Consider the following 18,943-nt stretch of genomic DNA (forward strand, 5'->3'; position numbering starts at 1 on the left):
GACGCATCTCCCTTTACTGGACGGGTTGTCCGCTCGACGTGTCGAGGTTTTGTAGAACGCCGGCAACCGAATCCCTGGCAAGCGCAATGCCCTTGTCCCTTACCGGTTGAGGTTTCGAAGCGCCCTCTGCCCGGACGAACTGAACGTCCGTGATGCCCAGGAACCGAAAGAATGCCTTGAGATAATTTTCCTGGTAGTCCATGTGCCCGAGCGGCCCTTCCGCATAGAACCCGCCCCGGGCCGACGCGACGATCACCTTTCTGCCGCCTGCCAGTCCTACCGGGCCATTTTCCGTGTACCGGAACGTCCGGCCCGCCTGTGCGATGCGATCCAACCACGCTTTTAACTGGCTGGATACCGAAAAGTTGTACATCGGTGCGCCGATAACAATGACGTCGTTCGCCAGCAACTCAGTCACGAGATTTTCGGAGATCTGATGTTCACGCACCGTGGCGTCGTCGAAATCGCCAGCGTCGATCTGCCGGAAGCCGGAAGCGATTGCGCCGGTCAGGTGGCGGATCTCGTTGCCGACCAGATCCCGGTATGTGACCTGCGCTGATGGATGTTGCTCCCGGAGCTTCGCGACGACGGTGGCAGACAGTTCCCGTGTGATCGAGTTGCTGCCCAGAATGCTTGAATCAAGATGGAGGATGTTCATTTGAGCCCCGCTGTCAGGTGAAAATGTGAAATGCTCCAGCAAACAGAGCGGATTTAATGCGATGCGCTTCGAGCTGCCTGATCGATCAGCCTTGCGACGTCGTCGGGGTGAGATAGCATCGACATGTGAGCGGAGCGAATCGACGTTACCGTCGCCCCTATCTGCTGAGCAATTGCTCGCTGCACGCCCGGCGTAAGTGCGTTGTCGTTCGTTGTGTGCAGATACCAGACAGGCTTGTCGTGCCAGGCCGCATGCTGGATCTTGCCGGTGAAGCAGGCCGCCGCGACAGGTTGTTGAACCGATGTCAGCACACGAGCCTGTTGAAGCGGAATATCTGACGCCATGACGTGCTGGAACTGTCGTGCGTCGTCAAGCCAGATGAGCCCCTGGGCGTCCGGTGTCAGCCCTGTCATGGGCGCATTGAGCCTCTGCAGGAGGTCACTGACGGACTCTCCATCGTCAGGCACGAGCGCAGAAAGATACACAAGGCCTTTGACGTTGGAGGCGTTGCCCGCCTGGGTAACGACCGCGCCGGCCCAGGAGTGGCCCACCAGCAGCACGTCGCCTGTTTGCCGGCGCAAGACCTGCTCGGTCGCGGCGACGTCGTCGGCAAGTGAGGTAAGCGGGTTCTGCACGGCAGTGACGTGGTAGCCCATCCGCTGCAGCCTGACGACAACCGGACTCCAGCTCGACCCGTCGGCAAAAGCGCCATGCACGAGCACGATGTTGCGTACGGCCGGCGCCGCCAACGCCGTTGCATGAACGCCTGCGAGCGCCACCGTGAAGGCGATGGCCTTGGCGAGCCGGCTCAGCCATACGTATGGCCGACGGGTGGCTCGGGCGTGGTACGAATCCGGATAATCGGGACCAGTTGGGGTTTTCATCTTGAAGAGAGCCGCAGCAAGGACAACCCAAAATTTATCGGACGTCGGAGGGTGATGGCAGGTGGCAATCTGGACATCGTTCATGCAAAATTCGCCAACCCGGACCGATATACAGAGGCCATCGTGCGCATAGGAATTGTTGCAGTCGAAGGCAGTCTGCTTTCTGCCATTACCGGTCTTGCAGATCTCTTCTGGATGACGGGGCAAGCGCTTCGCGCTCCGCCGCCAGGTGCATCATATGGAATGTCCGGTCAGCCCATCGTCAACTTTGACACCACCATCGCGAGTGCCGATGGAAACCCACTGCGCGACCCACAGGGCCGCATGATCCCGGTGGATGCCTCATTTGAGGAATTAACACAATGCGACGTGGCACTCGTGACGGGTATGGCGCTGGGGCCTGACCGCCTGCCTCCAGTATCCCCAACTATCAGGCACGCGGCAGCGTGGCTCGGGGAGCGTCATCGGGCCGGTGCACTGGTGGGCGCTGCCTGTGCCGGAACCTTTGTGCTGGGAGAAGCCGGTTTGCTTAACGGAAGGCGCTGTACCACCACCTGGTGGCTGCACCATGTGTTCAGGCAGCGGTTTCCCAAGGCGCGTCCGGTATGGGGCACTGCGGTTGAAGAACAGGATCGTATAGTGACGACCGGGGGGCCGCTGTCCTGGGTCGATCTGGCCTTACATGTGATCCGACGAGAAGCTGGCCCCGAGGTTGCCCGACTGGCCGCCGATATCTCGGTGGCCGACAGCTTACCGTTGCCGCAACTGGTTTATGCTCCCCGCGGTTTCGTCAACGCGACCGACCCGCTGCTGCTGCAAGCCGAACAGATTGTTCGCCATGCCAGCCCAGGCTTGACCGCTGAAGCGCTGGCCGCAGCGCTAAATTTCAGCGAGCGGACGCTGCATCGGCGGCTAAAAAGCCTGACCAACGAATCGCCCAAGGAATTCATCACCCGCGTCAGAATCGAGATGGCCTGTGTCCTCCTTGAAAGGCCCGGATCGAGCGTCAAGCAGGTTGCGCTGCAATGCGGCTATGGCGACGAAACCTCGTTCCGGCGTGCGTTCAACCAACTTGTCCGAATGACTCCGGCCGATTACAGGCGTTGGTCGACTTCGCGCAATGGCGGTCCGACGTCCGTGCCCCGGCACTCCGCCAACGGCGACTGATCCAGCCGGCGCCCTGTTGGTGGCGACGGGGGGGCGTCAGGTGGGCGGGCGACTAGCTGCCGCTGCCAAACAATGTCTTAAGGTAGGCGAGCACGCCAGAAATTGCCGCGTCGCGCGCCTGGCCGTCACCGCCCACGTGCGGATCTGACTGAACGCATTCATCATGGAAGGAAAAGGGTGCACCGGTTGCCTGATTAATCAGCTCCCCGCTTGTGTTCTCGACAATCCGGCAGGCGCGCACAGTCTGCGCGCCTTTTGCGACGACAGTCGGCATCGCGTACGGCACATCGAACGCATGCGATGCGTGCGGGAAGACCGTCATCGTGGCGTCCTTGCCCGCTTCCCGCAACCGGCCGATGTATGCGGCACACGCCGGTGCGGGATCATAATCGTCGTCGGCTCCGTGGAATTCGCGGATCGGCCCCTCGACGTCCGTGTCGTCGCGATAACGGGTCATGCAGTCTGGATAGAACGGCATGTAGGCGCGGAACCGAACGCCGGAGGTGTTCCACATGCGGTTAAGTCGCGTCATGGCTGCGTAGAGTGTTGCCTGACCACCTCTTGAAAAGCCCATCAGCACAATCCTGTCCGGATCGACGCGAGGGTCACGCGCGAGTATGTCCAGCGCCCGATAGGCGTCGAGAACAAAATTCAGCCTGCCCAGTTGCGACTGATCATTGCTGGTGGACCGGATGCCGCGGCCTGTGAAGCCATCTATGGCGAACGTCCCAATGCCATTTTCGTTGAAAACACGCTCCCACATTTCAATGTTCGCGCCGATTCCGCTGGAACCGTGAATGAGTACCACGACCGGCTGCTTTCCGGAATGCTTCGCAAGACGGAGGATGCCGGCCACGATTACGGGTTCGCCGTGTCGATCGCCGGTCAGCATCTGGCTGTCACTCAGAGTGAGCGAGGGAATCTGATGGACCTCGACATGGGCGGCCATATCATGACCGCTCTGCGCGTGTGCACAACCGGCGGCGATCCAGAGGATGGCGACAAGCAGCGCTTTGACAAGCTTCATTGATGTGTCTCCCGAATGACGGGCGAATGACCGTGCGGTCCCGGTTGCCCGAACTTCTTGTTTATTGGGGGGCGTCTCATTTCGCGCGCCGGGCGGCAGCACAAGCACTGGCCGCCCGGCGGCTCCTCTTGCGTCAAAGCCCGGTTTGCAATGCGCCGCGCGCGATCTGATCGCGTTCGAGCGACTCGAACAATGCCTTGAAGTTACCTTCGCCGAAACCCTCGTCGCCTTGCCGTTGAATGAATTCGAAGAACACCGGGCCCAGCAACGTTTTGGAAAAGAGCTGCAGGAGCAGGCGCTGTTTTCCGCCTTCAGTTGCGCCGTCCAGCAGGATGCCGCGCGTCTTCAACTGGTCGATCGGCTGGCCATGACCCGGCAACCGTGATTCGAGCGCGTCGTAGTAGAAATCGTTGGGGGCGGTCATCAACGGCACACCGGCCAGCTGCAGCCGGTCGATGGTGTCGACGAGGTTGTCCGTGGAGAGGGCGATGTGCTGGATGCCTTCACCGTTGAACTTCATCAGGAATTCCTCGATCTGCCCGCTGCCGCGCGACGACTCCTCATTCAGGGGTATGCGGATCCTTCCATCGGGCGCCGTCATCGCGCGAGACGCGAGCCCTGTGTACTCGCCCTGAATATCGAAGTAGCGTATTTCCCGGAAGTTGAAAAGCTTCTCGTAGAAGGCAGCCCAATGTGTCATCCGGCCGCGGTAGACGTTATGCGTCAGGTGATCGATGCGCCGCAGGCCGTGCCCGACCGGATGCCGGTCAACGCCTTCGAGAAACGAGAAGTCGATGTCGTAGATGGACTGGCCGTCTTCAAACCGATCGATGAGGTAGATCGGTGCGCCGCCGATTCCGCGAATGGCGGGGAGCCGCAATTCCATAGGCCCGGTCGGGATGTCGACGGGCTGGGCGCCCAACGCAAGGGCGCGGTCGTATGCGCGGTGGGCGTCGCGGACGCGGAACGCCATCCCGCACGCGCTAGGGCCGTGCTCGGCCGCGAAGTACGCGGCCTGGCTGCGGGGCTCGCGGTTGACGATGAAATTGATGTCTCCCTGCCGGTACAGCAGTACATCCTTTGAGCGATGTCGCGCAACGAGCGTAAAGCCGAGTTTCTCGAAGAGCGGTTCCAGCGTGTCAGGAAGAGGGGATGCGAATTCGACGAATTCGAAGCCCATCAGTCCCATTGGGTTTTCAAACAGATCGGTCATTTCACTTCTCCACGAAACGGCGGGGTCAGACGGCAGCGCTGACGAATTCCGGCACGAGCGTGAACAGATCGCCCACCAGCCCATAGTCCGCGACGCTGAAAATCGGCGCTTCGGGGTCCTTGTTGATCGCGACGATGACCTTGCTGTCCTTCATGCCGGCCAGATGCTGGATCGCGCCCGAAATGCCCACGGCTACATACAGTTGCGGTGCGACGATTTTGCCCGTCTGACCGACCTGATAGTCGTTCGGCACGAAGCCCGCGTCCACCGCCGCGCGCGATGCACCCAGCGCCGCATTCAACTTGTCGGCGAGGGGCTCCAGAACCTGCGTGTAGTTTTCGCCGTTACCGAGCCCGCGGCCACCGGAGACGATGATCTTCGCCGACGTCAATTCCGGACGGTCCAGCTTCGTGACTTCGCGGCTCACGAACTGCGAGATGCCTGCGTCGGCTGCCGCCTCGATCTTCTCGACCGATGCGCTGCCGCCTTCGGCCGCGACCGCGTCGAAACCGGTGGTGCGGACCGTGATGACCTTGATCGGGCCCTGGGATTGCACCGTGGCCTCGACGTTTTCCGCGAGACCTTCGGCGAGTTGCGGCGCGTCGGCGAGCAACACGTTGCTGACGCCCGCAATGTTCGCCGCTGCGTCGGCTGCTGCCTGCGCGTTGTGGCCGGCCACCAGCACGTGGATGTCACCGCCGATCTTCTGCGCGGCTGCAATGGTGTGCAGCGTCGCGGCCTTGATCGACGTGTTGTCGTGTTCAGCAATTACCAGATTCGTCATTTGCCCTGTCTCCCTGTCACAGCACCTTGGCTTCGGTCTTCAGCTTCTCGACCAGCGTCTTCACGTCCGGCACCTTCACGCCAGCGGAGCGCTTGGGCGGCTCGGCGACCTTCAGCGTCTTCAGACGCGGCGTCACGTCGACGCCCAGGTCTTCGGGCTTGATCGTTTCCAGGGGCTTTTTCTTGGCCTTCATGATGTTCGGCAGCGTCACATAGCGCGGCTCGTTCAGGCGCAGATCGGTCGTGACGACAGCGGGGAGTGTCAAAGACAGCGTTTCCGCGCCGCCGTCGACTTCGCGCGACACCGTGGCCTTGCCGTCTGCGACCACGACCTTCGACGCAAACGTCGCCTGCGGCAGGCCAGCCAGCGCGGCCAGCATCTGGCCCGTCTGGTTCGAATCGTCGTCGATCGCCTGCTTGCCGAGAATCACCAGCTGCGGCTGTTCCTTGTCGACCAGCGCCTTCAGCGGCTTGGCGACTGCCAGCGGCTGCAGGTCTTCGTTTGACTCGATCAGGACCGCGCGGTCCGCGCCGATCGCCAGCGCCGTACGCAGCGTTTCCTGCGACTGCGTCACGCCTGCCGACACGGCGATCACTTCCGTCGCCACGCCCGCTTCCTTCAGACGCACCGCTTCTTCCACCGCGATTTCGTCGAACGGATTCATCGACATCTTCACGTTCGCGATATCGACGCCCGTGCCGTCCGACTTCACCCGGACCTTCACGTTGTAGTCGACCACTCTCTTCACAGCAACAATGATCTTCACGTCTTCCTCATCTGAATCTTTTACAGAATCCGGCCAGCGTTCAGCACGCCCGCCGGATCTATCAGGTTTTTCAAGTCGCGCATCAAGGCCATCTCATCGGCGGAACGGCTATGGTGCAGAAAGTCGCGCTTGACGACGCCGATGCCGTGTTCCGCAGAGATCGAGCCGCCGACGTCCCCGACAACACGGTAGACAAGTTCTTCGACGCGGTGCAGATCGTCGGGACTGTCGTACGGGCCGGACAGCACGTGCAGATTACCGTCGCCGATATGGCCGAAAAACAGGTGGCGTTGGTGCGGAAACAGCTGTGTCAGGGCGGTGCGCGCCGCGTCGACGAAACGTTCCATTGCTGCCATGGGCACCCCTACATCAAACGCGGCATGAGGCTTGAGCTTTGAGAGTAGTTCGCCGACGGTTTCACGATACGCCCAGAGCCGCTGTGCATCGTCCATCGACTGGGCGACCACGGCATCCGTCACGAGGCCCGCCTCGATTGCATCGGCGAGCAAAGCCTCGAGTTGCTGGCGCTCGCCGACCTCGTCCGTACCGAGCGTTTCGATCAATGCATAAACGGGCGCGGGCGCATCGAAAGCGGGCCTTAGCGCGTGCATTTCGCGCGCGGCAAGCATGAAGTCGTCCCACATGACTTCGAATGCGGATAGGCTGGGCAACCTCGCACGACTCGTGCGTATCAGCCGGGTCGCCGCGTCGAACGACGGAAGGGCACAGAGCGCCGTACACGCATTCGTTGGTTTCGGCGACAGCTTGAGCACAAGCCGCGTGATCGCACCCAGTGTTCCCTCGCTGCCGATGAACAGATGCTTCAGGTCGATGCCCGTCGTATTCTTCGTCACGCGATTGAGCATGCTGAGAAGGCGCCCGTCGGGCAAAGCAACCTCGAGTCCCAGCACCATGTCGCGCATCGTGCCGAAGCGGATGACGCGATTGCCGCCGGCATTCACTGCCGCGTTGCCGCCGACCTGGCACGAGCCGCGAGCGCCGAGATCTAGCGGAAAGTACCAGTCGTGCTCTTCCACGCGCCGCTGCAACTCTTCGAGGACGACGCCCGCCTGAACGGTTGCAGTGCCGCCGACGGTGTCGATCTCCTCAATCGCGTCGAGCTTCGACAGCGACAGCGCGATTTCGCCCTCACGCGGCGTGGCACCGCCGGCTAGCCCCGTCAAACCGCCTTGAATGACGACGTGTCGATGAAAGCGGCCGCACACTTCCAGTGCCGCAGCCACCTGCTGAGGAGTCCGCGGGAAAACGACGATGCCCGGCACCGTCGGCACGGCTTCGCTCCAATCGCTGGAATGGCTCGCTGCAATGGAAGGGTCGCTGACCAAAGCCGTTTCGCCCAGGACTGCTGCGAGAGCTGCAAGAAAATCATCGACGGGCGGATTCAAGAATGCGTTCATTGTCTGGATCAGATATGGGCTTACTGGCCGGATTCGGTGTTATGCGGCAGGCGAAAAACCACTGCTGCCGACAGTAACAGGAGCACGGCGATCACATAGAGCGCGACGCGGGTGCTGCCGGTGTGATCGACGATCCAGCCGATCATGTATGGACTGACAAAGCCGGCGAGATTGCCGATCGAATTAATCAAAGCGATTCCGGCCGCGGCCGCTATTCCACCCAGCAATGAGGTGGGAATACGCCAGAACACCGGCGCAAGGCATTGCAAGCCCATGCAGGCGACCGTCAACGCGATCAGCGAGACGGGCTGGTCGCGACTGTATAGCGCGCTGACGACGAGTCCCAGCGCAGCCGCGGCGCAAGGCACGAGGTAATGCCAGCGGTGTTCGCCGCTTCTGTCGGCGCTGCGCCCGACGGCCAGCATTGCCGCGATGCCGAATGCGTAGGGGATCGCCGAGAGCAAACCGACGTTCATCGTAGAAGCAACGCCCGTGTTTTTGATGATCGACGGCAGCCAGAAGCCGAAGCCGTATTGGCCCATCGCGGCGCCGAAGTAGGCGAGTGCGAGCAGCCACACCGCAGGCCGGCGCAACACAGCGGACAGCGACACCGTCTGTTTGCTTTTTGCCTCCGCTTCGATGTTGGCGATCAGCCGGTTGCGTGCGGCTTCGTCCAGCCATTTTGCGCGGGCGATACCATCGTCGAGATAAAAGAGCGCCGCGATACCGACGATGAGCGATGGCACGCATTCGAGCACGAACAGCCATTGCCATCCGGAGAGTCCGCCGTTGCCGTTAAACGTCGACAGGATCCAGCCCGAGAGAATCCCGCCGCTCACGCCGGCAATCGGGATGGCGGTCATGAACGTGGCGATCATGCGGCTTCGGCGTTTTGCCGGATACCAGTACGTGAGATAGAGGATGATTCCCGGGAAAAAGCCCGCCTCGGCAGCGCCAATCAGGAAGCGGATCGTATAGAAGGCGGTCGTGCTGTGTACGAATGCCATGAGGCCCGTGAGCGCTGCCCAGGAAATCATGATGCGAGCAATCCAGCGACGTGCGCCCACCCGATGCATGATCAGGTTACTTGGCACCTCGCACAGAAAATACGCGAGGAAAAAGATGCCGGCCCCGAAGCCGTAGACCTGCTCGCTCCAGCCGAGCTCCGACACCATCTGCAGTTTCGCGAATGCAATGTTCACGCGATCGAGGAACGCAATGACGAAGCACAGGCAGAGAAACGGTACCAGCCGCCAGGTCACTTTCGAATAAGCGCGTTCTTCGAGCTGCTCCTCCTGCTCGAGATTCGCGGTGATTGAGTGCGCCACAATGTGTCTCCTGAGTTGGAATAGTCGATCTTGTGGCCGAAGTTTGCGTCGACATATTGAATAAGACAAACGATGATTTCTGGCCTATTATTGAGAAAACCTGTTTAATTGGGAGACGCATGTCCGCTGCTCGATTCACGCCCAGGCAACTCGCCGCCTTCCTGAGCGTTGCGGACGTCCGCAACTTCGGCAAAGCAGGCGAGCGCCTGAATCTGTCGCCGTCCGCCGTGAGCCTGCTGATTGCCGAGCTGGAAGGTGCGGTGGGTTTTCGCCTTTTCGATCGCACTACGCGCAGCGTGGCTTTATCGCCCGCCGGGCGCGAGTTCCTCGCCTATGCGAAGAGCGTGCTGAAGAACATAGATCTCGCTCAGGCCGCCGCGGAGGACATCCGCGACCGTGCGGCCGGCATCGTTCGGATTGCTGCGTCGCTTGTGATTGCCACGACGATGTTACCTGCCGCGATCAAAGCCTACGGGCGGACTCATCCGAAGGTGATCGTCCGGATTCGGGATGCGGCGGTCGACAACCTCGTCGACATGGTCGTCAACGCGGATGTGGACCTCGCCATTGGACCGGATCAGGGAGTCGGCGACGACGTTACCCGTATCGGCCTCTTCAAAAGCCCATGGGTTCTATGGTGTGCGCCGGAGCACCCGTTCGCCGCGCGGCGACGGATTACATGGGCCGACCTGCGAAAGCAGCCTCTGGTCGCGGCAGGACGCGACTACGAACGAAACGTGTCGCTCATGCAGGCGGGTGCGGCGGAGGACGAACGCATCGCCCCCATGGATGTGGTCGACAACATCACCACCGCGCTTGGCATGGCGGCCGCCGGTCTTGCGTTGACCCTGGCGCCGGGCTACGTGGGGCTGCTGGCGAGACCGCTCGGGCTCGTTATGCGCCGCATCGTGGACCCCGAAGTGATGCGTCAGGTGTGCCTCTACCATTCTTCAAACCGTGCCGTTTCACCCGCGGCCGAAGGATTCCATCAGCATCTGATCGAGTGGCTGGGCGGAAGGGACGATACAGGAGTGCACGAATGTCGCATGGGCGTTTAAAAGCACGCCACTGCAGGGCCGTGACCGTACATCCTTGGCCGTTCGATGGGGAATCCTTACCCTGGTGCGTGGGACAGAATTCTCTGGCGTATGCCACTGGTGCTAGTGTTCCGTTCCGTTGTTAACTAATCTATGTTCGCGTAGCATGTTGACGTCAGCGGAACGGGAGACATCAGCATGTCGATGGGACGACCTAAGGCGGAACTGGTGCTGAGCGAAGACGAGGGCTTGCAACTGACATCGATCACACGTTCTCGCTCGATTTCGGCTGCGCTGGTCACGCGGGCGCGCATCGTGCTGGCGGCGGCTGACGGAGAGCCGAACAGTGCGATCGCGCAGCGCCTGCAACTCACGCGCGCCACGGTGGGCAAGTGGCGTCTTCGGTTTCTGGAGCAGCGCGTTAACGGACTCTATGACGAAGTGCGCCCCGGCAAGCCGCGCACGATCGACGATGAGCGGGTGGCTCAGCTGATTCACAAGACCCTGCATACCAAACCCGCCGATGGCTCCACGCACTGGAGCGTACGTACGATTGCCGCCGAAACAGCGATCTCGCCGACCAGTGTGCACCGTTACTTCAAGCTGTTGGGTCTGCAACCGCATCGCAGCGAAAGCTTCAAGCTCTCGACCGATCAGTTCTTCATCGAGAAATTGCGCGCCGTGGTCGGCCTTTACCTGAGTCCGCTGGAGAACGCCCTGGTCCTGTGCGTGGACGAAAAGAGCCAGTGTCAGGCTTCCTCATAATTGTCGTAATTGTGCCGCTTAAGGCAGCTGTTCCTGGTTAAGCGGCAGAATTGCGACAATGCGGTTCTGAGGAAGTATCAGGCTGACGGGTCGCCCCAAGCTATAGGTAACGCGGCCGTGACGGCGCGTGTGCACGTCGAGGTGAGTTAGACTCAGTCTTGGGTGTCGGCGGTGACGTCGCAGGCACGCTCAGGAAGAAGGGGGGCAGTGATAACTAAGAATGAATTGCTTGCCACCGAGTCGGCGATCCGGTTCCGTGACGAACTGCTTGACAAAGGGTGGCCCGACGCTGAACGGTTTGCCGAGCTGGCCGGTAACGCGCCTGGTCCGGAAGCCGCAACATACGCGATCCGGGCGCAGGCAAGCGGTGACCTGCTGGGTGTGTGGTCCGCGCCCCGGCGTTGCTACCTCTACCCGGACTTCGAGTTCGACCGCTCAGGCGTCGTACGGAAAGACATTCCAAATTCGCGTTAAAGCGATAGTTGATTTCTTGTGTCAAGTTTCGCTTTATTCGTCACCCCCTCACACACCGAAACCCCGCATAAACATACTGGTAATGCGGCTGGAACCAGTTGCGAAATGTCGGCCGCAGCATGCACTGTGCGGTGCGCGCCGAGCCGCCCTTCAGCACATAATGCTTCCCGTCGAAGAAGTTCGCCGAATACCCCAGATAGAACGGAAACGGCTCGAACCCCGGCAGTTCGTCGAACAAACTCGAGGTCCACTCCCAGCCGTTGCCGAACTGGCTCTCCACGCCGAATGCGCTGACGTTGTCGGGATAGGCATCCACGGGACGCGGGTCCCAATGGCGAAAGTCGAAGTTGCCTGGGCCCGCGTGCGGCGCGCCTTGGGCGGCACGTTGCCATTGCGCTTCGGTGGGCAGCGCCTTGCCCGCCCAGCGCGCGTACGCGCTCGCTTCCGCGTGGCTCACATATGCGGGCCAGTCGCGCGGCAGCGGCACCTCGTCGAACATTGTGCGCAACGTCCATTCGTCGCGTGGACCCTGCGCATCGCGCCGCGACCAGCATGCCGGATGCTCGATGCGCTCGGCTTCCTTCCACGCCCAGTCCTGCTCGGACCACCATTTCCGTTCGCGATAGCCGCCCGCGTCGATGAATTCCCGAAACCCGCCGTTCGTCACCATATACCGGTCGATCTCGAAGGCCGGCACGTCCACGCGCAATTCGCCGAACTCGTTGTCCCAGCCGAAGCTCCCGCCGTCGCGCCGCATGCCGAGCGTGGTCGAACCCGCAGGCACGCTGACCATCGACGAGAGGCTGTCTGCGCGCCCCGAGCTGCTCACAACGCGCTCGCGCAGATCGGTGACCTTCTGCTCCAGCGGCAATTGATGAAGCATGTACGCAAGCGTCTCTGCGTGCATCAACCGATGCTCGATCGCGACATTCAGTAGTTGCTCCGACGCGCCGACGCGCGCGGAGTCGGTCAGTGTGCGCAGTTCGCGGTCGATCTGTTCGCGGGCATGCGAGCCGTACCCGCGCACGGTCTGGAGCGAGGGCCAGTCGCCAGGTTGATCGGTCGGAAAACCGCCGTCGACGGGGTCGATACCGAATGCGAAAAGCTGATCCAGTTGCGGATCGAACGCCGGCAGGTCGAACAGGCGCTGATCGAACAGATTGCGGTCAAAAGCTTCCAGATGCCCGATATAAAACACGATGCGATGCCGCTCGCGGATCGGCCTTTCGTAGAGAAACTCGGGCTTGACGATGGAGAAGAGCGCGTCGGTAACCTGACGCGCGTCGATCAGACGCTGAACAAGCGGGTGATGCGGACCGGGATCGCGGTACATTCGCCGGGTCTCCTTGCGGGGGACGGACTAAACAAAGACTGTACCCGCTCGCAGATGCCATGCCAAGGCAAAGGGCCCGCCGGAAAAACGTGGGAAGGGGCGCGGCCGTGCGGTCCGCGCCCTTTGTCTCGCACTCAGACGTGCCGCAAACCGTCCAGATCGACGATACGGATGTGCTTGCCTTGCGTGTCGATCAGGCCGCGTTTTTGAAATCTTGACAGGGTGCGGCTCACGGTTTCGAGCGTCATGCCGAGATAGCTGCCCATGTCTTCGCGGGTCATGCGCAGATTGAATTCGGCCGACGAATAGCCGCGCTGCGCGTTGCGCTCCGACACGTCAAGCAGAAAGGCGGCCACGCGTTCGTCGGCCGAAAGCGAGCCGAGCACCATCATCTGTGCGGCTTCGCGCACGATCTGCTCGCCGAGCAGCTTGTGCAGGCGTTCCTGCATCGAGCCGATTTCCCGGCACAGCGACTTGAGCGCGGTGTAAGGAACGATGCACACGGTGCTGTCTTCCAGCGCAACCGCGCTGCACGCGTGCCGGTCTTCGCTGATGCCGTCGAGGCCGAGCGCTTCGCCCGCGAGCCGCAGGCCCGTGACCTGTTCGCGTCCGTCGCGGTGCGCCATCACGGTTTTCATCGAACCCGAGCGTACCGCGTAGACACTGTCGAAACGGTCGCCGCTGCGGTATAGCGCTTCCCCGCGATGCACGGAGCGCGCCGAGCAGATCAGCGTTTCTAGCTTCGAAAGCTCGTCGGTGGACAAGCCTTGCGGCATGCAAAGCTGGCGCATCGCGCAGCTCGAGCAGCGTGCCGCGCTGCGCGTCTGGGTTCGCGCGGCGGCCCGCGGCGTCGCACGGCGGCTGCCTGAGCGTGGCGGCGCGCTCACGGCGGAACCGGTTGGAAGGGCCGAATCGGCGGGATGAGCGGCGGCGGTGGAGGTCAGCATGTCTGAGCCAAAGTCATGGGTAATGACCCATTGTCCCACCGGCTCTGTCCCCCGTTTAGCGGCAAAATGACGCGCTCGCGCGCTCAGGCACCTTGCGCGGCGTCAGAGCCGCGCGCGCGACGCAGAAGCGTCTGAGCGCATCTTCCTAATCGCAAAAACGCTTACTCAACCTTTTCCCCCCTACGGTGGCTTTCCCACCTCCTCGCAAACGTTTGGCGAATTTTTCACTTTCTCGTGCCGACGCTCTCAAGGTTTAGGATTTTTTGTCGTCATACGTATGAGGAAAGCGACGGCAACAAGAAAGGGGCGGATTCCACGCGCCCGCGCCGGCGCCCGCCGGGCTTCCGGCGTCATTGAAGTGAATTGCCTTCAGAGGGGCGGAGGTTTTCACGCTAAAGCGCCGCGCGACGCCGCCATGCCGCGGCCGGCGCGCGCTTCGCGACAACTTGGATCGTGCGGTTGGGGTAAGGAATTAGACACATGAAGATTTCGAATTTAAGAATCGGGGTTCGTCTTGGCTCAGCCTTCGCGCTGATGGTCGTGCTGCTGGTCGGCACGGCGGTCGTGGGCATCGAGCATCTCGAGTCCACCAACACGAAGATGGACGAGATCGTCAGCAATCGCTACACGCTGATCGCGCTCAGCAATCAGATCAAGAGCAACGGCTACAAGGCAAACGGCATTCTCAGCAACCTGCTGCTGACCACGTCGCCGGACAGGGCCAGGCAATATATGGACGACTATGCGGCCATCCGCAAAGCCAACGCGCAAGCGTATGCCGAACTCGAAAAGCACCTGACGAGCGATGAAACCAAGGCGCTCTTCAAGCAGCAGTTCGACGCCCGCTCGGCCTACGGCGTGAGCGTCAAGAGCTTCTTCGATCTCGTCAGCAAGAACCAGCAGCAGGAAGCGCGCGACGTCTATCAGGGCGACATGGCGCGTCTGCAGGACGCCTACTACGTCCTTGTCGACAAAATGGTGGACGTGCAGGCCGAGCGCATGGCGCACGACGTTGCCGATGCCGTCGCGGAGGCGCATCGCGCAAAGCTGCAGATGATTCTTCTCGCGCTGATCGCAACCGTCATCGCCATTGCCACCGCTATCTTTATCACGCGCACCATCACGCGGCCGATCAACCGCGCGGTGGTGCTCGCCGAAGCGGTCGCGGCCGGCGATCTCACGCATCAATTGCAGATCGACTCGACCGACGAAGTCGGGCGTCTTCTGAGCGCGCTCGAACGCATGACCGGCAATCTGCACGGCATCGTCGCGCAAGTGCGCCAGGGCACCGACACGATCAGCCAGGCGACGCGCGAAGTGGCGAGCGGCAACATGGATCTGTCGAGCCGCACCGAGCATCAGGCCAGTTCGCTGGAAGAAACGGCGGCGGCGATGGAGCAGCTGACCTCGACAGTCAAGCAGAACGCCGACAACGCACGCGAAGCGAACCAGCTTGCGTCGAACGCTTCGGACGTCGCAGTAAAGGGCGGCGATGCGGTGAACCAGGTCGTGAGCACGATGAGCGCGATCAACGAGTCGTCGCGCCGGATCGTCGAGATTATCGGCGTGATCGACGGCATCGCCTTCCAGACCAACATTCTCGCGCTCAACGCGGCCGTGGAAGCGGCCCGCGCGGGTGAACACGGCCGCGGCTTCGCCGTGGTCGCGAGCGAAGTGCGCGGCCTCGCGCAGCGCAGCGCCGTCGCGGCGAAGGAGATCAAGGAACTGATCGCCGACTCGGTGAATCAGGTCGGCACCGGCGGCAAGATGGTCGAGGAAGCCGGGCAGATCATCAGCGAAGTCGTGAAGAGCATTCGCCATGTGACCGAGATCGTGGGCGAGATCAGCGCCTCGAGCAAGGAGCAAAGCGAGGGCATCGAGCAGATCAACCACGCCGTCACGCAAATGGACAAGGTCACGCAGGAGAACGCCGCGCTTGTCGAACAGAGCGCCGCGGCCGCGCAGGCTTTGCAGGACCAGGCGCAGCAGCTTACTCACACCGTCAGCACCTTCAAACTCGACCACGGCGCGTCCAGGGAGCGGCGCGTCGCTCACGACTCGAATGTGCATCGCACGAACGACATGAGCGACGCCAATGCGTGGCTCGTGACGGCCCAGTAGAAGTCGAGGCAGGCAACGGACGGAGACACGAGCCGGTCGCGCGGACCGGCTCGATAAGAAACCGAAGACGGAGCGCTACGGCAAGCCCGCACCCGCATGGCGCTCTTTCCCGTTTTGCTGTCTGCCGAAGGTCGCGGCCAGGTGCCGCGCTGCCGTCGAGGGGCGCCTGTTGCCCCGAGCATCCGGACGTGGACAGCGAAATCCAATTAACGATTTCATCCGCACGCTATCCACCATGTCCCACGTCTCTTCTGAATCGATTGTTCTTTCCCGCTCGCCGGCCAGCGCGGTTCTCGAACCGGCAGGCGACCTGTCGCCGGTCGCGCGGACGCTGCAGGTCCGGCGCTTCATCGACGCCTTCCGTCAGTACGGTCACCGCCAGGCGTCGCTCGATCCGCTGCGTCTTGCAGCCGTGCCCGAGGTGCCCGAACTCGACCCCGTGTTTCATGGGCTCGAACCGGCGCAGCCGATTGGCGCGCAGAACCCGCTGCTGCCGCCCTCGGCTGCGGTGCATGAACTGGAGCGGCAACTGCGGCGCGTCTATTGCGGCCCGATCGGCCTCGATCTGAGCGGCATTCGCGATTCGCAGCGCCGCGCCCAGTTGTCCGCATGGCTCAAGGCGGAGCAGCTGGCACCGTTGCCGGCGCGCGGCGAGCGCCGCCGCCTGCTGCGCCGCCTCGTGGCCGCCGCGATGTGGGAGCGACACGTGGCCGCGAGCTTCGAACATGCGAAGCGCTTCTCGCTCGAAGGTTGCGAGAGCCTCGTGCCGCTGATCGAAGCAATCGTCGATCAGGCTGCCGCTCAGGGTGTCAGGCAGGTGTTCGCGGGCATGCCACATCGCGGACGGCTGAACATGCTCGTCAACGTGATGGGTGTTGATCCGGCGACACTGCTTGCCTGCCTCGACCCCGATTCGGATGCGGCGGCCGTGCAGCGCGACCTGCCTTACCACCTCGGCGGCAACACTGTGAAGAAGACGCCCGACGGCGACGTGGCGATTTTCCTCGCGCCCAATCCGTCGCACTTGCAGAGCGTCTATCCGGTGGTGAGCGGCATGGCGCGCGCGTATCAGGACGAGCATCGCGGCTTCGGCTGCCTGCCGCTCGTCGTGCACGGCGATGCGGCGTTCGCGGGGCAGGGCATCGTGATGGAAACCCTGAACATGACGCGCAAGGACGGCTACGCCTTGGGCGGCACCGTCCATGTGATCGTGAACAATCAGATCGGCTTTACGACGCCGAACCGGATGGACGCCGAAGCGCAGTCGTATTGCACCGACATTGCGCGGATGATCGACGCGCCCGTGATTCGCGTGAATGCCGACCGACCCGACGAGGTGATGCGGGCGGCGAAGCTTGCCCTACGATACCGGATGGAGCACGAGGCGGATATCGTGATCGACCTCATCGGCTACCGGCGGCTGGGTCACTCCGAGCATGACATTCCGGCGCTCACGCAGCCGTTTCAACAAGCGGCCATAGCGACGCATCAGACGGTCACCGAGTTGTATCACGCGGCGATCGCCGAAGAGACGCCACTCGAGGCGCTGCGCGCGGAGGCCTTGCAGCATCTTCAGACGCCGTCAGCGCAAACGTTGTCGCGGCCGCGCGCGGACCGGACGCCGCCCACGAAGCGCACTGAGCGCACGAAGCGCACGCGGCCTTTGTCGCTCGCGCGCGTGCAGTCGTTGACCGCGGCGTTGATCCGCACGCCGCCCGAAGTGCAGCTGCACGATTTCGTGCGCAACGTGACGGCGAAATGGCAGAAGAGCGTCGCCAATGAAAGCGCCGCCGTCGACTGGTGCTTCGCGGAAAATCTGGCCTACGCGACCTTGCTGGACGACGGGCACAGCGTGCGCATCTCCGGCATGGACGTCGGGCGCGGCACGTTCATGCACCGTCATGCGGTCTGGCATTCGCAAGGGGGCGCGGTGCCCGCGGTCGAGCCATACGTGCCGCTGCAAAACCTCGGCGTGCATCAGGGCGAGTTCGACATCGTCAACTCGCCGCTGACCGAAGAGGCCGTGCTCGGCTTCGAATACGGCTACAGCGTGCAGACAGGCTCGCGGCTGGCCATCTGGGAAGCGCAGTTCGGCGACTTCGTGAACGGCGCGCAGGTCATCATCGATCAGTACATCGCCGCGGGCGAGTACAAATGGGACCAGCCGTCCGGTTTGACGATGCTGCTGCCGCACGGCCACGAAGGCGTCGGTCCGGAGCATTCGACGGGATACGTCAGCCGCTTTCTGCAACTGTGCGCCGGCGGCAACATGAAGGTCGTGATGCCGTCGACTTCCGCGCAGTGGTTCCACCTGCTGCGCGAGCAGGCACTGAGCGCGGAGCCGAAGCCGCTCGTCGTGATGTCGCCGAAAGGGCAGCTGTACGGCAACATGCGCTCGCATGCGCCGCTTGGCGAGCTGATCGGCGGCGCGTTTGCTCCGGTGCTGCACGACAGCGGCGTTGCTTCCCCTGATGACGTGACCCGCGTGGTGCTGTCGAGCGGCAAGTTCTACTACGACTTGCTGGCGGCGCGCGATGCCTCGGGCGACACGCGAACGGCGCTCGTTCGCGTGGAGCAGTTGTACCCGTTCCCGACAGGCGAGCTTGCGGTTGCGCTCGCCGCTTTCCCGAAGCTCACCGAGGTAGTGTGGGCGCAGGAAGAGGAAAAGAACCACGGCGCATGGCATTTCGTGCGCGATCATCTGCAGCAGGCGGCGCCGGCGAACTGCCGCATTGTCGACGTGTGCCGGCGCGAGAGCCCGTCGGGCGCCCATTCGTCGATTCGCGCGCATCGCGACGAGCAGCAGCGTCTCGTCGCGGCGGCACTGACGCGCGCGTGAAGTTGCAAAGTCAAGCAGTTGGTCTGCCGGGTTGCCGTTGAGTTGCTATTGTTAACAGGAGCAGACGAGGAACAGGCGAGGAACAGGCGAGGAGCAGGCGCGCAACAGGCGAGGGTGTCGTGAGCGGCATGCATCGTGCCGCGCGGCGGCAGCCTCGCCGTTTCCGGCTTCGCTTGTCTGCT

At 62.4% G+C, this 18,943-nt stretch carries 14 protein-coding genes and 1 pseudogene; 5 read left to right on the top strand and 10 right to left on the bottom strand.

Features of this window, described 5'->3' with window-relative positions:
- Positions 1 to 13: 13 nt before the first annotated feature.
- Both ACEN8U_RS04230 and ACEN8U_RS04235 read right to left on the bottom strand, forming a co-directional pair.
- Positions 14 to 658, bottom strand: coding sequence for an FMN-dependent NADH-azoreductase (locus ACEN8U_RS04230; protein WP_368581030.1), 645 nt, complete (start codon positions 656 to 658; stop codon positions 14 to 16).
- Between the two features lie 53 nt (positions 659 to 711).
- The gene (locus ACEN8U_RS04235) at positions 712 to 1,626 is read right to left on the bottom strand and encodes an alpha/beta fold hydrolase (protein WP_368608064.1); all 915 of its coding nucleotides are present in this window, start codon (positions 1,624 to 1,626) and stop codon (positions 712 to 714) included.
- Here ACEN8U_RS04235 and ACEN8U_RS04240 point away from each other — a divergent pair.
- The gene (locus ACEN8U_RS04240; protein ID WP_368608063.1) at positions 1,597 to 2,709 is read left to right on the top strand and encodes a GlxA family transcriptional regulator; all 1,113 of its coding nucleotides are present in this window, start codon (positions 1,597 to 1,599) and stop codon (positions 2,707 to 2,709) included. The two genes, ACEN8U_RS04235 and ACEN8U_RS04240, sit on opposite strands and share 30 nt — an antisense overlap.
- A gap of 52 nt (positions 2,710 to 2,761) precedes the next feature.
- Here the strand turns inward: ACEN8U_RS04240 and ACEN8U_RS04245 are convergent, their stop codons facing one another.
- The 6 genes from ACEN8U_RS04245 to ACEN8U_RS04270 form a co-directional block, all read right to left on the bottom strand.
- Entirely contained in the window at positions 2,762 to 3,736 is a 975-nt protein-coding gene (locus ACEN8U_RS04245; protein ID WP_368608062.1) for a dienelactone hydrolase family protein, read from the bottom strand.
- 133 nt (positions 3,737 to 3,869) lie between these two features.
- Complete coding sequence (hppD, locus tag ACEN8U_RS04250; protein WP_368608061.1) at positions 3,870 to 4,949, bottom strand: 4-hydroxyphenylpyruvate dioxygenase; 1,080 nt, start codon at positions 4,947 to 4,949, stop codon at positions 3,870 to 3,872.
- Positions 4,950 to 4,974: 25 nt separating this feature from the next.
- On the bottom strand, positions 4,975 to 5,733 hold the full coding sequence (locus tag ACEN8U_RS04255) for an electron transfer flavoprotein subunit alpha/FixB family protein (protein WP_368608060.1): 759 nt from the start codon (positions 5,731 to 5,733) through the stop codon (positions 4,975 to 4,977).
- Positions 5,734 to 5,749: 16 nt separating this feature from the next.
- Positions 5,750 to 6,499, bottom strand: a complete 750-nt coding sequence (locus ACEN8U_RS04260; protein ID WP_368608059.1) for an electron transfer flavoprotein subunit beta/FixA family protein — start codon at positions 6,497 to 6,499, stop codon at positions 5,750 to 5,752.
- Between the two features lie 20 nt (positions 6,500 to 6,519).
- On the bottom strand, positions 6,520 to 7,917 hold the full coding sequence (locus ACEN8U_RS04265) for an FAD-binding oxidoreductase (RefSeq protein WP_368608058.1): 1,398 nt from the start codon (positions 7,915 to 7,917) through the stop codon (positions 6,520 to 6,522).
- Positions 7,918 to 7,937: 20 nt separating this feature from the next.
- Positions 7,938 to 9,245 (bottom strand): MFS transporter, encoded by a 1,308-nt coding sequence (locus tag ACEN8U_RS04270; RefSeq protein ID WP_368608057.1) that lies wholly within the window; start codon positions 9,243 to 9,245, stop codon positions 7,938 to 7,940.
- Positions 9,246 to 9,364: 119 nt separating this feature from the next.
- Here ACEN8U_RS04270 and ACEN8U_RS04275 point away from each other — a divergent pair, with 119 nt between their 5' ends.
- Positions 9,365 to 10,303: a LysR family transcriptional regulator gene (locus tag ACEN8U_RS04275; RefSeq protein ID WP_368608177.1), complete on the top strand. Its 939-nt coding sequence runs from the start codon at positions 9,365 to 9,367 to the stop codon at positions 10,301 to 10,303.
- Positions 10,304 to 10,480: 177 nt separating this feature from the next.
- Positions 10,481 to 11,038, top strand: a pseudogene (locus ACEN8U_RS04280) (IS630 family transposase); the annotation flags it as partial.
- A gap of 523 nt (positions 11,039 to 11,561) precedes the next feature.
- On the opposite strand, the gene ACEN8U_RS04285 reads toward ACEN8U_RS04280, so the two are convergent.
- Both ACEN8U_RS04285 and fnr read right to left on the bottom strand, forming a co-directional pair.
- Positions 11,562 to 12,854 carry an SUMF1/EgtB/PvdO family nonheme iron enzyme gene (locus ACEN8U_RS04285; protein ID WP_368608056.1) on the bottom strand — a complete coding sequence of 431 codons (1,293 nt, stop codon included), beginning with the start codon at positions 12,852 to 12,854 and terminating at the stop codon, positions 11,562 to 11,564.
- Positions 12,855 to 12,988: 134 nt separating this feature from the next.
- Entirely contained in the window at positions 12,989 to 13,801 is an 813-nt protein-coding gene (gene fnr / locus ACEN8U_RS04290; RefSeq protein WP_368576700.1) for a fumarate/nitrate reduction transcriptional regulator Fnr, read from the bottom strand.
- Positions 13,802 to 14,281: 480 nt separating this feature from the next.
- Between fnr and ACEN8U_RS04295 the strand changes: the two genes are divergently transcribed.
- Together ACEN8U_RS04295 and ACEN8U_RS04300 are read left to right on the top strand one after the other, a co-directional pair.
- The gene (locus tag ACEN8U_RS04295) at positions 14,282 to 15,922 is read left to right on the top strand and encodes a methyl-accepting chemotaxis protein (protein ID WP_368608055.1); all 1,641 of its coding nucleotides are present in this window, start codon (positions 14,282 to 14,284) and stop codon (positions 15,920 to 15,922) included.
- A 235-nt stretch (positions 15,923 to 16,157) separates the two neighbouring features.
- Positions 16,158 to 18,761, top strand: coding sequence for a 2-oxoglutarate dehydrogenase E1 component (locus tag ACEN8U_RS04300; RefSeq protein WP_368608054.1), 2,604 nt, complete (start codon positions 16,158 to 16,160; stop codon positions 18,759 to 18,761).
- The last annotated feature ends 182 nt before the right edge of the window (positions 18,762 to 18,943 follow it).

It is taken from the genome of Paraburkholderia phenoliruptrix (assembly GCF_047325075.1).
In the GTDB taxonomy this organism is placed as follows: domain Bacteria; phylum Pseudomonadota; class Gammaproteobacteria; order Burkholderiales; family Burkholderiaceae; genus Paraburkholderia; species Paraburkholderia phenoliruptrix.

What these genes read in the sequence shown, in the direction of transcription:
- ACEN8U_RS04230 (WP_368581030.1), bottom strand. Translation starts at nt 658, where the DNA reads ATGAACATCCTCCATCTTGATTCAAGCATTCTGGGCAGCAACTCGATC.
- ACEN8U_RS04240 (WP_368608063.1), top strand. Translation starts at nt 1,597, where the DNA reads ATGGCAGGTGGCAATCTGGACATCGTTCATGCAAAATTCGCCAACCCG.
- ACEN8U_RS04235 (WP_368608064.1), bottom strand. Translation starts at nt 1,626, where the DNA reads ATGAACGATGTCCAGATTGCCACCTGCCATCACCCTCCGACGTCCGAT.
- ACEN8U_RS04245 (WP_368608062.1), bottom strand. Translation starts at nt 3,736, where the DNA reads ATGAAGCTTGTCAAAGCGCTGCTTGTCGCCATCCTCTGGATCGCCGCC.
- hppD (WP_368608061.1), bottom strand. Translation starts at nt 4,949, where the DNA reads ATGACCGATCTGTTTGAAAACCCAATGGGACTGATGGGCTTCGAATTC.
- ACEN8U_RS04255 (WP_368608060.1), bottom strand. Translation starts at nt 5,733, where the DNA reads ATGACGAATCTGGTAATTGCTGAACACGACAACACGTCGATCAAGGCC.
- ACEN8U_RS04265 (WP_368608058.1), bottom strand. Translation starts at nt 7,917, where the DNA reads ATGAACGCATTCTTGAATCCGCCCGTCGATGATTTTCTTGCAGCTCTC.
- ACEN8U_RS04275 (WP_368608177.1), top strand. Translation starts at nt 9,365, where the DNA reads ATGTCCGCTGCTCGATTCACGCCCAGGCAACTCGCCGCCTTCCTGAGC.
- ACEN8U_RS04285 (WP_368608056.1), bottom strand. Translation starts at nt 12,854, where the DNA reads ATGTACCGCGATCCCGGTCCGCATCACCCGCTTGTTCAGCGTCTGATC.
- fnr (WP_368576700.1), bottom strand. Translation starts at nt 13,801, where the DNA reads ATGCTGACCTCCACCGCCGCCGCTCATCCCGCCGATTCGGCCCTTCCA.
- ACEN8U_RS04295 (WP_368608055.1), top strand. Translation starts at nt 14,282, where the DNA reads ATGAAGATTTCGAATTTAAGAATCGGGGTTCGTCTTGGCTCAGCCTTC.
- ACEN8U_RS04300 (WP_368608054.1), top strand. Translation starts at nt 16,158, where the DNA reads ATGTCCCACGTCTCTTCTGAATCGATTGTTCTTTCCCGCTCGCCGGCC.